This window comes from Emticicia aquatilis, from assembly GCF_014644295.1.
In the GTDB taxonomy this organism is placed as follows: domain Bacteria; phylum Bacteroidota; class Bacteroidia; order Cytophagales; family Spirosomataceae; genus Emticicia; species Emticicia aquatilis.
Genome location: NZ_BMKK01000007.1, coordinates 19,914 through 33,515, shown reverse-complemented (window position 1 = coordinate 33,515; position 13,602 = coordinate 19,914). Strand labels below are relative to the sequence as shown.

10 protein-coding genes are annotated in these 13,602 nt (G+C 35.8%); 6 read left to right on the top strand and 4 right to left on the bottom strand.

From position 1 onward, the window contains the following. Position 1 precedes the first annotated feature (1 nt). A complete protein-coding gene (locus IEX65_RS17190; protein ID WP_188767661.1) occupies positions 2 to 976 on the top strand; it encodes a phosphotransferase in 975 nt (324 codons plus the stop codon). Beyond that, positions 973 to 3,204 (top strand): T3SS effector HopA1 family protein, encoded by a 2,232-nt coding sequence (locus IEX65_RS17185; protein WP_188767659.1) that lies wholly within the window; start codon positions 973 to 975, stop codon positions 3,202 to 3,204. Before IEX65_RS17190 ends, IEX65_RS17185 begins: the two co-directional genes overlap by 4 nt. On the opposite strand, the gene IEX65_RS17180 is transcribed toward IEX65_RS17185, so the two are convergent. Next, on the bottom strand, positions 3,159 to 5,078 hold the full coding sequence (locus tag IEX65_RS17180; protein WP_188767657.1) for a tetratricopeptide repeat-containing sensor histidine kinase: 1,920 nt from the start codon (positions 5,076 to 5,078) through the stop codon (positions 3,159 to 3,161). The genes IEX65_RS17185 and IEX65_RS17180 overlap by 46 nt on opposite strands. A gap of 174 nt (positions 5,079 to 5,252) precedes the next feature. Here IEX65_RS17180 and IEX65_RS17175 point away from each other — a divergent pair, with 174 nt between their 5' ends. From IEX65_RS17175 to IEX65_RS17160, 4 genes are all read left to right on the top strand, one after another. Then, on the top strand, positions 5,253 to 5,885 hold the full coding sequence (locus tag IEX65_RS17175) for a response regulator transcription factor (protein ID WP_188767654.1): 633 nt from the start codon (positions 5,253 to 5,255) through the stop codon (positions 5,883 to 5,885). 35 nt (positions 5,886 to 5,920) lie between these two features. After that, positions 5,921 to 6,241, top strand: a complete 321-nt coding sequence (locus tag IEX65_RS17170) for a LytR/AlgR family response regulator transcription factor (protein ID WP_188767652.1) — start codon at positions 5,921 to 5,923, stop codon at positions 6,239 to 6,241. A 74-nt stretch (positions 6,242 to 6,315) separates the two neighbouring features. Next, positions 6,316 to 7,443, top strand: coding sequence for an N-acetylglucosamine-6-phosphate deacetylase (gene nagA / locus IEX65_RS17165; RefSeq protein WP_188767650.1), 1,128 nt, complete (start codon positions 6,316 to 6,318; stop codon positions 7,441 to 7,443). Between the two features lie 363 nt (positions 7,444 to 7,806). After that, on the top strand, positions 7,807 to 9,321 hold the full coding sequence (locus IEX65_RS17160; protein WP_188767648.1) for a P-loop NTPase family protein: 1,515 nt from the start codon (positions 7,807 to 7,809) through the stop codon (positions 9,319 to 9,321). 62 nt (positions 9,322 to 9,383) lie between these two features. On the opposite strand, the gene tnpA is transcribed toward IEX65_RS17160, so the two are convergent. The 3 genes from tnpA to IEX65_RS17145 all read right to left on the bottom strand — a co-directional run bounded on the left by tnpA (position 9,384) and on the right by IEX65_RS17145 (position 13,577). Then, positions 9,384 to 9,821, bottom strand: a complete 438-nt coding sequence (gene tnpA / locus IEX65_RS17155) for an IS200/IS605 family transposase (protein ID WP_188767646.1) — start codon at positions 9,819 to 9,821, stop codon at positions 9,384 to 9,386. Between the two features lie 261 nt (positions 9,822 to 10,082). Continuing rightward, complete coding sequence (locus IEX65_RS17150) at positions 10,083 to 12,716, bottom strand: valine--tRNA ligase (RefSeq protein WP_188767644.1); 2,634 nt, start codon at positions 12,714 to 12,716, stop codon at positions 10,083 to 10,085. A gap of 141 nt (positions 12,717 to 12,857) precedes the next feature. Further along, a complete protein-coding gene (locus tag IEX65_RS17145) occupies positions 12,858 to 13,577 on the bottom strand; it encodes a head GIN domain-containing protein (protein ID WP_188767637.1) in 720 nt (239 codons plus the stop codon). Positions 13,578 to 13,602 lie beyond the last annotated feature (25 nt).

Genomic DNA, 13,602 nt, shown 5'->3' with positions numbered 1-13,602 from the left:
CATGATACTTACACTGCAAAACGTAATTTATTATCTGTATTCGAATGGCTTTATTGACGAAGGCAGGATTTTCGATAATCTTGTTGAGGCTCGTCAGGAAGAATCATTGAATAGTACATTTTTGATTAGATTCAGAAATGAAAATGGTAATACAATAAATGATGGTAGAGTAGTAAAACAAGCCTATAAAATTGCGGAAGAACAAAAATTAGCTCTCAAAAAAGATGCTTATTTAACTTGTATTTTTGAAGAAAAACTCATATTGAATAGTTCCCAAAATTGTATCGAAACTTTAAAGACATCTATTGATGAAGAAAAGCTAATATACGTTAGAAAATATGTAAACGGCGATAACTTTTTTACAGTCTTGAAAGATATTCAGCAAAAAACAGGTAAAAATAAAAGTCTAAATTTCAATTCTGTAGCCGATAGGATATTTTCTAAAATTAATGAAGTGCATAATTATGCAGAAAAAAACATTCCAGTTTCGGGTTTAAATTTAGCATTTCCGATTTCAGTTCCAGAACCCAAAGTCAGTAGTTCGCTTATACAGCAATTTTGGTTAATCATTGGAGAACCATTCAAACAATTCATTAATGAGGAATATAAAAAATGGGGTAAGGAAACTGGCTATAAAGTACTTATTCATGGTGATTTTTCACTAAGTAATATTGTCTATACAGAAGGAGAATTATACTTTTTAGATTATGAATTTGCTCAATTTGGTAATCCACTGTGGGACTATGCTTGGTTAATCAGTGATGTTGAGTACTCATTTCCTTCGCAAGAGTTTCAGGAATTTAATGAAATCCTAAAATCAAAAATCGTTACTTCTGACAGCGATAAGTCTTTGCTTGAAAAATATATTCTACTCGCGAAGCTAAAGCGAATCCTGAGAAGTGTAACCGAAGGAAGTTTCGATGATAACAAAGCCCAAAAAGTATCGAATCTAAACATAGCTTTTGAAGAATTATGAATAATCGATTAACCCAATATGAACTTAATGAGAGAAATCTCGGAATTTTATTGGCAAATGTAAAATTCGATTCAACTACAGGTTTGATAAATTATGGTAAGAGTTTTAAGGAAAAAGCCTCAATTACTGAAAAAAAAGAGGAATTAATTGCCAAAATAGGAAGCTATTGGTACGCTCACTTATATACTTTCAAAGCCGAACTAAGAGAAACCATAAATGAATCGAACAATGCTGTTTTTGCGAGCGAACTGTGGGAGATTAGTAAACGTGTAAATCCTGCGGCACTCAACGAAAATTGGATTGTTGATAAGGAAGTAAAAAACAGTGATGTGATTCAAGCACACAAAGGTTTCGTAACGAAAAGATTTAACCGCAATGGTATTACGCTCAATAAACCATACGAGGAATTAAAGAAAGGCTCACTCATCAATATCTTTGAAAACTCGGGGTTTCAGTTTAAAAAAGATTCGGACTGGGCTTATTTTTACGGAAAAACTTACCCAAATGATGTTGATGATGTAGTTAGGTTTTATTTCAATGTAGATGCCCAAGTTTTATCTTATGAGAAACTATTAGAGTTTGTTCATGCTTTACTTTTGCAGTTGAACGAGGCAAAAGTAAGTTTTTACTTTAAACTTTTTTATAAACAAATAAAGTTTTGCAGGGCAGATAGTATTGTGCTTTATGTTGAAAAACGTGGACTCTTACGAGCCTTAAAAATAATTGATGTTTTGGAGAAACCCTCTTTAAGGCATGAAACACCCATGTTTACTCATGAATTATGGCCAGGAATAGGCTTTGCCGAAGAACCCTCCGACCCTAATAATAATGATAGTTTTGGACAGTCGAGGATAAACTATGTTACAAGTGTAGTAATCAACTATCTTATTTCTAATAAAAAACTTCCTACTACTCAAGAGGTTATAGATATCATAGATATCGAATATGATTTTGAAAATTTTCATTTAAAACCTAAATCAATTCTACCAAAAGACTTAAAAAAAATTAACTTTTCACAGACAACTTTAGTAAGTTGGAAACTTGATAAGTCAAAATTATACCACGCAGAATCAATCGCCAATCAGTTAGCAAATCAAGCTATCTGGGATACAAAGGGAGAAAAATGCACTTGGACAAAAGCTACTTTTCAAAAAAAATCTATTCGGGCAGTAATTTGTAATGGCAGTCTGTTTGATGGATTGGCTGGAATTGTTAAGTTTTATACCCAACTCTGTGTATATAATCCAGATAGTTTTTTTATAGAAATGCGTAATGGTATAATAAGAAGTTTATTAAATGCTCAAATCACTTCAAATAAAAGTCAAGATTTTTATTTGGGGTTAGCTGGTATTTACTCTTCTCTTTCATATATCAATACATTACCCGACTCACCTGACCGAATCTTAGGAAAGGAAATAAGTAAAAAAATAGATGAAATCGCTCAGATATTTATCAAAAAAATTGAGCTTTACATAGAAAAAGCTAATTACTCACTCATTGATAAAGAACTTGAGGAAATCATTGGAATCTTAAAATGTGACTTATTCATAAAAAAACTTGACTATAGTATAAAGCAACAACTAATAGGATGTCTAATTTACGCACAAGAAAAAGGTGCTGTAAATACCACTAAAATATTGTTTTGTCTGGTAAAACTCAAATATAAAAGTAATATTGATGATTTAGGAACCTACCATAAACTACTGGAAACACAACTGATTTCTGAAAACCAAAATATTGATAAATTGAGTACTTCTAAAGCTATACAATTACTTGAATATCGATTAGAAATATTAGATTTCTTGATTGCTGGCGGGGGTGATATTAAAATTGAGGCAGTATTGAAAATAGATATTTTAATCAAGCATTTTTGTCTGAACTACGTATTTATCCATACAAAAGACAGCAATATATGCAATTTCATGTCTTATAACCAAGATACCCAAGAATACGAATACGGAATATTGGGACTTTTAGAAATAGTCTATCTAATTAAACGACTCGTCAGTAAGGGTCATTTAAATACGACTTTTAGATTTGATGAGTCTCAAAAAATAGCAGACTATATTATCGAAAAATACCTCAATTACGGGCACTTCCCACCGACTCAATTTGGCCATGATTTTTATAATCCTGGTTTATATGATGGTATTGCGGGGGTTGGTTATTTTTTACTACAACTTTATGATTCAACAACCCCATCTCTAAAATTCTCTAACAATTCATAATCAAAAACAACCCTAACTTGTGTTCCTCCAGAAAATTGATTTTTAATTTCAAATTTTCCATTGAGCGATTTTACCCTTGCATTGATATTGTTGATACCCATAGAAGAATTTTCAATTTTATTCATATCAATTCCAATCCCATTATCAAACACCTCAATTATTAAACTATCGTCGTCAGTTAAAATACTAAGTTTTGCCTCTGAACCTTTTGAATGTTTTAAGACATTATTGAGTAACTCCATGCAGATACTATAAATTTCAAGCGAAATTTTATCATCAAGAATCGAAGCATTGAAATTACTTTCGAAATCAATCACAAATTTAGTATTTGAACTTATTTCACTGATAAAATTTTGTAAAGCACCAATCAACCCTTTTTCTTGAAGTTGTGTTGGCATAAGATTATGAGAGATTAATCTGACTTCTGAGTAAGCATCATTCATCATATCTTGAATACTTTTATACAACTTCTGCTCTTTTGGGTTTAAATTTTCCATATTTAAAGCATCCAAACGCCACTTTAATGCCGATAAAGTACTCCCTAAATTATCGTGAAGTTCACTCGCAACCCTTTGTCTTTCAATTTTTTTACCCTTGAAAAGAGCTTCAACGATTTCTTTATTTTTTCTTAATAACTCAATGTTTGCATCTTTCAATTCTGCTGTACGTACTTCAACTTTCTTTTCTAAGGAAGAATTTAAAAGTTCAATTTCACCATTTTGAGCCTCAATTAATCTATTCTTTTTATTCAAAATAATATTACCCCTTATAACAACCAATGAAATAAGCAATACAGCAAGTCCAATCCCTAAATACCATTTTTGCCGTTCTTTTTGAAGATTTAATTCTTCTGATTTTATATTGAGGTCATACTCAAACTTCGCACTTGCAAGTCGCCTTTCATTCTCGATATTATTCAAACTATCTTGCTTAACTCTAATCTTCTCACTAATAAGATAAGCATTCATATAATCACCATCTTCTCTGTATATTTTCAGTAATACATCATTTGCTTTGATAAAAGTTGATGTAATAGCTGAATTATTTGTATTAATGGCCAAAAACGCAAATTTCTTGGCAAGTACCATATTTTTTTGATTTAAAAATATTTCAGCCAAACCTGTATAGGCAGATGCGAGTTGTTCAAGCTCAGTATCTCCAACTGATAAATAAATTTCGATTGCTTTCTCATAACTTGCTTTAGCTACTTCATAATTTTGTTGCAGCCTGTTTATATTAGCAATATTATGATGTGATAGCCCCATGAAATGGCGATTAATGTACTCTATACTTAAATTCAAACAATAATTATGGGTATCTAATGCTTTTACAAAATCATTAAGTCGGGTGTAAGCAATCCCCATATTATTATAACACAGAAGAACTCCATTTTTATTATTGATTGATTTATACATTTTTAGTGCTTCCTGATAATACCCTAAAGCAACGCTTGGTTTTTTTGAAATACTATAAATATCGCCAATATTTTGGAGTGAATATGCTTTCTGAGCAATAAAATTATTTTTAGTTGATAGGGTCAAAGATTTAAAAAAAAACTCTTCCGCTTTGAAGAAGTTATTCTGTTTTTTTAATTTTTTCCCGTAGAGATTTTGAGACAAAACTAAACCATAAGGCCAATCGATAGTTCGAGAAATATCGATCGCCTTAGTAAAAATTAATACTGATGTATCTTTTGATATTAGTATCTCTCCCATCTCACAAAGTAACTTCACTCTCATTGTGTCAGTTGATAAGGATTTTCCTTCAACTGGCAATTTGGCCAAAACAGCCTTTAAGCTATCAAGTTTTCGCTGTTGTTGAGCAAAAATTAGATTTGAAATAAGTAGTAATAAAAATAGTAGCAGTCGTTTCATGGTAGGGTTCGGCAATTGACTTTTGAAAATACTTGAATTTATCTAAAAAATCAAACATTTTCTCACAATCTACTGTCCAGACAGTAGATAAAATCATGGCAAGGCAGTATTGAACCGTAGCGTAGCTTAACGGAGATTTGTATCGTTACTTCGATGCTCAAAACTACTGTTGCTATGAACCCTAAAGTCAAACTTTTCCTTGCTGATAGTTATCAACTCTTTGCAGAGGGATTGTCGATGATGTTGGCTTTATCCGATAACTTCCAGATTGTCGGAATTGCCAACAATAATCGGGATTTAATTAATTCTCTTCCAAAATCGCCTTCTGATGTTCTAATCATTGATGCCAATTTTTTCTTTCAGGGAGATTTAACACTTCAAAAAAGACTAAAAGATATTTACACTGGTAAAATCTTGATTTTACATGATTCGATAGCCGCTTCCTGTCTAAAAAAAATCTCCGCTCTTGCTGATTGTTTTGTCTCAAAATGTAGCAATCAGACGTACCTCATCGAATGTATCAACAAAGTCTATAATGGACTAAAAATCAAACTTGCCAAAGAATCACTTTTTGGAAGCCTTACTACCGAATACCAGCACGAACTCGTGGCTCGCTACTCACTCACCACTCGTGAATTAGAAGTAATCAGGCTCATTGCTCTCGAATTTCTATCAGCCGAAATCGCCGAAAAACTATGCGTAAGTGAATTTACGGTTGATACTTATCGAAAGAATATCACTCGAAAACTCAACGCTCGCAATGTTGCGAGTATCGTCAATTTTGCCCACCGTTGGCAGCTTGTTTAATTTTTCTTTGCTCAAACTTCTAAATATTAGCCGATATGACACCCCTCAAAACTCCCGAAAACAATGAGATAACGTATCTCGAAGCCGACATTAATTACACTATTTTCCATCTAAAAAATGGGAAAAAGATGGTTTCATCATTTACACTCAAAAAATACGAAAGTGATGTTCAATTGAATGGTTTTTTGCGTGTACATAAATCGTATTTATTGAATCCCGATTTTATTAAAAACTTCAATCAAATCGGTAAAAAAGCAACTGTGCAGCTTACAACTGGCAAAATCTTAGAGGTTTCTCGCCGAAAACTGACAATGGTTAAAAACCAAATCTACTTGGACCAAAACAAACGCTTATGATTTACGTTCTTTCCTATTCTGATTCATTCATTGTTTTTTCTTAACTTGCTCACTCAACCCGAGCAAGTTTTTTTATGCAAACCATCATCATAAACACCACTGTTCACACAGGGACGGAAGTCCTTCAAAATCAATCAGTTATTATCGAAAATGGGAGAATTTCAACGTCTGACCACAGGCGGGTGGCGTTCCACTCTGACGCAAAAACCATGGACCTGGCAGGCAAACATATCTCAGCAGGCTTTGTTGACACGCATATCAATGGTGGTGAAAAGTTTTATTTTACTCAACACGCCAACGAAGAAACCATCGAAGATATCTATGAGTCGAGCTTAAAACTTGGTACTACGCACGTCCTGCCTACACTCATTACTTCGCCGCTCGAAAATATCTTGAAAGGAATCGAAGCTACTCGCAATTTTTTAGAGAAAAACCCAAACTCAGGCGTACTTGGTATGCACCTCGAAGGACCATTTCTGAATCTTGCTAAACGTGGAGCTCATTTGGCTCGATATATCAAAAAACCAAGTAATAACGAGTTAGAAGAAATCATAAAATACGGCAAAGGAATTATCAAATTAATGACCATCGCCGCCGAAAACTTTACGCCCAAACAAATTGATATGCTGCTCGAAAGCGGCATAAAAATCTCACTTGGGCATTCAAACGCTACCTACAAACAAGCAAAACAAGCTTATAACCAAGGCATTACGCTTTGTACGCATCTCTACAATGCCATGACACAAATGGGTCACCGTGAGCCTGGGGTTGTGGGTGCAACTTTCGATAGCCCAGAAGTTTACGCTCCAATTATCTTAGACGGTTTTCATTGCGATTATGCCGCCGCCCGCATTGCCTATAAAATCAAGCAAGACAAACTTTTCTTGATTTCGGATGCTCTTTTTGTAGGTGAAAAGGTAAAACAATTTCAATGGGAAGAATTTGATGCTTACCTCGAAAATAGGCAGTACCGAAACTCGGAAGGGAATCTGGCAGGAGCAGCAGTCTCGCTGGCCGATTGCGTGAAAAATGCCGTTGAAAAAGTTGGAATTTCGCTCGAAGAAGCCATTAAAATGGCAACCATTCGCCCTGCAAAAGCTTTGGGTATTGATGCCAAAATCGGACAAATTGCCGAAGGCTTTCCTGCTAAATTTGTTGTTTTTGACGAAAATTTGACTAACTTCACCCCATTGATTTTATAATTCATCTTTTCACAACTAAATTTCACTACCATGAACAACTTATTTAGAGGATTAATCGCAGGCTACGGAGCAAAAAAACTCGGCGGAGGCTGCTTCGGCACAATCATCGTTTTCGTAATTATTTGGGTAATTTTGGGTCAGTGTAGTTAAAAATAAAAATTTTGTAAAAGCCATTTAAGCACTAAACACAGCTTAAATGGCTTTTGTATTTTCAAAAAATCGTACAACAATTTTCCAAATTGTTTCGCACACATTGACAATTTGGAAAATTGTCGTACAAGCTCTCAAACCATTTCTTACTAAAAACCGTTATTCAGAAGAAGCACATTATTCATTTTCAATTCTACATTATCCATTAAATACATGGCATTCGATAAGAATATTTTAAAAATAAAAACACTTGGCGAATTAAAAGCCAGCGGCTACCGCCCAAAATCAATCAAACAAGAACTTCGTGATAATTTAGTTGAGAAGCTTAAAAATAAAGAGTCGGTTTTTCCAGGAATTTGGGGATACGAAGACACCGTTATTCCTGATGTCGAAAAAGCGATTCTTTCGATGCACCACATCAACTTACTGGGTTTGCGTGGACAAGCAAAAACCCGTATTGCTCGCTTGATGGTAAACCTTTTAGATGAATACGTGCCAATCGTAGAAGGTTCTGAACTCAACGACGACCCACTCGAACCACTTTCACGATTTGCCAAAGATTTGATTGCCGAAAAAGGTGACGCAACACCAGTTACATGGCTACCTCGTGACGAACGTTACAATGAAAAATTGGCAACGCCCGATGTTTCGATTGCCGACTTAATCGGTGATGTTGACCCAATTAAAGCGGCAACTTTACGCTTGCCTTATTCCGACGAACGTGTGATTCACTTTGGTATGATTCCACGCTCGCACCGTTGTATTTTTGTGATTAACGAATTACCCGACTTACAGGCTCGTATTCAGGTTTCGCTGTTCAATATTTTGCAAGAAGGAGATATTCAGATTCGTGGTTTTAAACTTCGTATGCCCCTTGATATTCAATTTGTATTCACGGCAAACCCCGAAGATTATACCAATCGTGGAAGTATTGTAACGCCACTCAAAGACCGTATTGATAGCCAGATTGTGACGCACTACCCGAAATCTATCGAAATTGGGCGTAAAATTACCGAACAAGAAGCTATTATTAAAGATGGTCAGAAGAAAATCGTTGTCAATGATATTCTGAAAGATTTGGTTGAACAAATTGCGGTTGAAGCACGTCAAAGCGAATACGTCGATGCCAAAAGTGGGGTTTCGGCTCGTATGACAATTTCTGCTTATGAAAATTTATTGAGTTCGGCCGAAAGACGTTCATTAATCAACGGCGAGAAGAACGTAAACGCAAGGGTATCAGACATTTACGGAGCGATTGCAGCTATCAATGGAAAAATAGAATTGGTTTATGAAGGAGAGGTTGAAGGCCCAGTTTATGTGGCTCAAAGCCTTATCGGAAAAGCCATGCGAACGGAATTTTTGAAATATTTCCCGAATCCTGAAGCAGTTAAGAAAAAGAAATCGGGTAAAAATCCGTTTCAACAAGTATCGAATTGGTTTGGCGAAGGCAATGTAATTGATTTTACGAATGACCTCACCGACCGAGAATATCGTGCAAGATTAAAAACAATCGAAGGCTTGGAAGAATTAGTAGAAGGCTACCACGAGCGTTTGGGCGAAGATGACAAACTTTTTATGATGGAGTTTGCTCTTCATGGTTTGGCTGAATATTCATTAATCAGTAAGCAAAATTTAGATACAGGTCTGCAATTCAAAGATTTATTGGATAGTATGTTCGACCCCAATAAGATGAATTTCGGTGATGATGACGAAGATGATTTCAGATAAGAAATCTTGAATAAATGATAACAAAAAGGGTAAATCTTGATTTAGATTTGCCCTCTTTGTTATTACTCATCTTTAATAATTTCCCAACCATATTTTTTCATAAACTCTTCTACTTCTTCATCAAAAGACTTTTTGGTATGATGAATCTTCTGATTCTTGATATAATCCACCACTTTCTCAACTTGTGATTCACTGACAGAGACTGCAAAGTAATCATCTTGCCAAGCAAATTTCTGTGCAGTAAGCTGTTGTTTATTTATCCAAAATGAAGATTCGCCTTTAATGAGTTTTGCAATGGCAGCAATTGATTGGTCTTTCCCCAGAGAAATCAAGCAATGAATATGCTCAGTATAACCATTGATTGCTTGTAGAAAAATATCTTTCTCTCGGCAGTTTTCGATGATATGAGTAAATATTTCATATCGAATATCTTTGGTAAGAAAAGGGAATCGGTTCTTTGTAGAAAAAACTACATGAACCCAAATTTTCACATAAGACATTTTATAGCATTGTTGTTTTTGTAAATATAGAAAAATATTGTAATTTTAAAAGGTTTGGACTGAAGTCAATATTGTAATTTTATCCTAAGTAGCAGACGGCAATGAAATAACTCACTCCACAGCCTCAGAACAAATTTTCTATTCATTGCCGTCAGTTTTAACTGACGGATAACTGAAAACAAATCAGTACTGGGCTTTAGCCCAAACAAAAAAGGCAGTCTTGAAAAATCAAAACTGCCTTTTTAAATGATTCTAAAAACCTCAACCCAACTTCGCCAAAGCTTCTTCCAAAGCTTTAATCTTAGTTTCAGCATCGGTTAATTTTTGACGTTCTTTTTCGATGATTTCTGGTTTTGCATTTTGAACAAAACGCTCATTCGATAATTTCGCTTCGGTCGATTTTTTGAAACCAATGATATAATCTAAATCTTTTTGTAGAGCTGCTTTTTCTTCCTCTATATCCAAATTTTTACCTAAATCAATCGTTAGTTCATCGCCTTTGATAACGAAACTCATACCTTCGGCTTTGTCGCTAACATATTGAATATCAGAGATATTAGCCATTTTCTTGATTAAACCTGATAAAGTTTCGTAACGTGCCTGATTCTCGGTTTTTACCGCCAACGGTAATGCTTCTTTCGGTGAAATTTGCTTGGCATTTCGTGTATTACGAACCGTCGAAACGATTTCATTTAATAACTCAAAATCTGCTAAAAGGCTTTCGTTTACTTCGCCACCTTGTGGAAATTGAGCCAAACAAATTGAATCATCTGCACTTCTTTCCTTAATAGACTGCCACAATTCTTCCGAAATAAATGGCATCCAAGGGTGAATCAAACGCATCAATTCATCAAAGATTTCGAGCGTTGCATTGTACGTTTCTTGGTCGATTGGTAAGCCTTTTCCGTCAACGTAAGCGGGCTTAATCATCTCCAAATATAACGAACAGAAATCATCCCAGATGAGGTTGTAAGTGCTCATCAAGGCATCCGACATTCTGAACTTATTGTAATGGTCAAGCGTCTCGGCAACTACTTTATTCATTTTACTTTTGAACCAAGCTACCGCCAATTTATTGCTTGCAGGTGCTGCTTCGGTGCTTGTTTCCCAACCTTGAATTAGGCGGAAGGCATTCCAAATTTTATTACTAAAATTACGTCCTTGCTCGCATAGTTTTTCATCAAAAGGCAAGTCATTTCCTGCGGGTGAACTAAACAACATACCCGTACGAACACCGTCTGCACCGTATTTTTCAATCAACTCAATTGGGTCAGGTGAGTTACCCAATGATTTCGACATTTTACGGCCTTGTTTGTCTCTTACGATACCCGTCAAATATACATTTTTGAATGGATATGTGCCTTTATATTCATAACCTGCAATAATCATACGTGCTACCCAGAAGAACAAAATCTCAGGGGCAGTTACTAAATCATTGGTCGGATAATAATAGTTAATATCTTCATTATCAGGGTCTTTGAAGCCATCAAAAACCGAAATTGGCCATAACCATGAGCTAAACCATGTATCCAAAACGTCTTCGTCTTGCGTAAGGTCAGTTTCACTCAAAGCAAATAATTGGTATTTATCACGGGCAATTTTCAAAGCCGCTTTTTTATCTTTTGCTACGATACAAGTGCCATCGGGCATATAAAACGCTGGAATACGATGTCCCCACCAAAGTTGGCGACTGATACACCAATCTCTCACATTTGCCATCCAATGGTTATATGTATTCTTGAATTTTGGTGGAATCAACTGAATCGTATCATTCATTACGTTTTCCAAAGCAGGCTCCGAAACTCGTTTCATTTTCAAGAACCACTGCAACGAAATCTTTGGTTCGATAATCGCACCTGTACGCTCGGATGTTCCAACTGTCGATTTATAGTCTTCTTCTTTTACTAAATTGCCTGATTCGGCCAATAATTTAGCAATTTTCTTACGAGCCACAAATCTATCTTCACCTACCAAAATCAAGGCTTTTTCGTTTAATTTGCCTTCGTCGGTCAAAATATCAATGATTTCCAAACCGTGTTTTTGTCCGAGAGCGTAGTCGTTTTGGTCGTGGGCAGGTGTTACTTTCAAACAACCCGTTCCGAATTCCATCGTTACATATTCATCGGCAATAATCGAAATCTCACGATTAATTAACGGAATTCTAACTTTTTTACCAATCAAATCTTGGAAACGCTCATCGGCAGGATTCACACATATTGCAGCATCAGCCATGATGGTTTCGGGGCGAGTCGTGGCAATCGTTACACTTCCCTCCTCTCCATCGTATCTGATATAATACAATTTCTGTTGAACATCTTTCATGATAACCTCTTCGTCCGAAACCGTTGTTTTAGCTTGCGGGTCCCAGTTTACCATGCGGTGTCCACGATAAATATCTCCTTTATTATGTAAATCAACAAAAACATCAATTACGGCATCATACAGACTTGGCTCCATCGTGAAACGAGTTCTGTCCCAATCGCACGACGCACCGAGTTTACGGAGTTGTTGCAAGATAATTCCACCGTATTTTTCGGTCCATTCCCAGCAATATTTCAAGAATTCTTCACGAGTAAGGTCAGCTTTATTGATTCCTTGCTCTTTCAGCATCGCCACAACCTTGGCTTCGGTAGCAATAGAAGCATGGTCAGTTCCTGGCACCCAACAAGCCTCTTTGCCTTCCATACGTGCTTTGCGAGTCAATACATCTTGAATCGTATTGTTGAGCATGTGGCCCATGTGCAAGACACCCGTGACGTTTGGTGGAGGAATCACGATAGTATAAGGCTCTTTATCGGGATTTGGTTTCGACTTAAAGTACTGATTATCAACCCAATACTTATACCATTTGTCTTCTATCTCTTTCGGATTGTACGTTTTGCTGATTTCTGCCATTATTCTTTGAGTCAACAGTCGATAGACGACGGACGACGGTTATTTGTTAATAATAGTGCAAAAATAGGGAATTTTAAGCCATAAAAAAACCTGTAAGAACTCTTTAAGCCTTACAGGTTTTAGTTTTAGAAAATAATTTCATCAATTAGCATCAAAAATCTTTCCTGAACCCGAAATTCGTTGGCTGATGCGTGGATTTCCTCTGAACCATACGCTTCCACTTCCCGAAATAGTTACACCAAGATTGCTCAGTGCGGTAGTTTCGCAACGCCCCGAACCAGTGATTATAATATCCGAATTATCAGCGTGCATTCCAAACGACTCAATTTTTCCACTTCCTGACACATCATAAATACCATTATAGGTGTCTCCTTCCATGAAAATCAGCCCTGAACCACTCAAATTGGCTACTAAATCATTTTTCACGTCTAAGGCTACATCAATCAAGCCGCTGCCCGACAAGCGTAAATTCATATTTTTCGAAAAAATCTTGTTATCGCTGATTACTCGGCCGCTTCCAGAAACAAAAATGGCGTTGATGTCAGGGACTTGTACATAGATTTTCACATTGTGGCTACTACGAAGGCGGCCATTATCATCTAAAATCAAGGTATTACCACTTACTCGGCTATAAACCAAATTGATGATATTGCTTTCGGCGGTAATTTCAATGTCCTTCGTATTTCCTTGACGAATGATTACTTCGGCAGGAAAATACAATTCGATTTTATTGAAATATGCCATACGACGGTACTCGGTCTGAACGATGCCGCTTCCATCAATAACTTCGTAAGTGTTACAAGATGACAACCCAAATACTCCCAAAAGGATTGTGAAGATTACGATAAATGAACGTTTCATGGTGATGATTCTATTTTAGCTTTTT

Coding starts and splice junctions, on each gene's coding strand:
- nagA (WP_188767650.1), top strand. CDS start 6,316: ATGCAAACCATCATCATAAACACCACTGTTCACACAGGGACGGAAGTC.
- IEX65_RS17150 (WP_188767644.1), bottom strand. CDS start 12,716: ATGGCAGAAATCAGCAAAACGTACAATCCGAAAGAGATAGAAGACAAA.
- tnpA (WP_188767646.1), bottom strand. CDS start 9,821: ATGTCTTATGTGAAAATTTGGGTTCATGTAGTTTTTTCTACAAAGAAC.
- IEX65_RS17180 (WP_188767657.1), bottom strand. CDS start 5,078: ATGAAACGACTGCTACTATTTTTATTACTACTTATTTCAAATCTAATT.
- IEX65_RS17175 (WP_188767654.1), top strand. CDS start 5,253: ATGAACCCTAAAGTCAAACTTTTCCTTGCTGATAGTTATCAACTCTTT.
- IEX65_RS17190 (WP_188767661.1), top strand. CDS start 2: ATGATACTTACACTGCAAAACGTAATTTATTATCTGTATTCGAATGGC.
- IEX65_RS17145 (WP_188767637.1), bottom strand. CDS start 13,577: ATGAAACGTTCATTTATCGTAATCTTCACAATCCTTTTGGGAGTATTT.
- IEX65_RS17170 (WP_188767652.1), top strand. CDS start 5,921: ATGACACCCCTCAAAACTCCCGAAAACAATGAGATAACGTATCTCGAA.
- IEX65_RS17185 (WP_188767659.1), top strand. CDS start 973: ATGAATAATCGATTAACCCAATATGAACTTAATGAGAGAAATCTCGGA.
- IEX65_RS17160 (WP_188767648.1), top strand. CDS start 7,807: ATGGCATTCGATAAGAATATTTTAAAAATAAAAACACTTGGCGAATTA.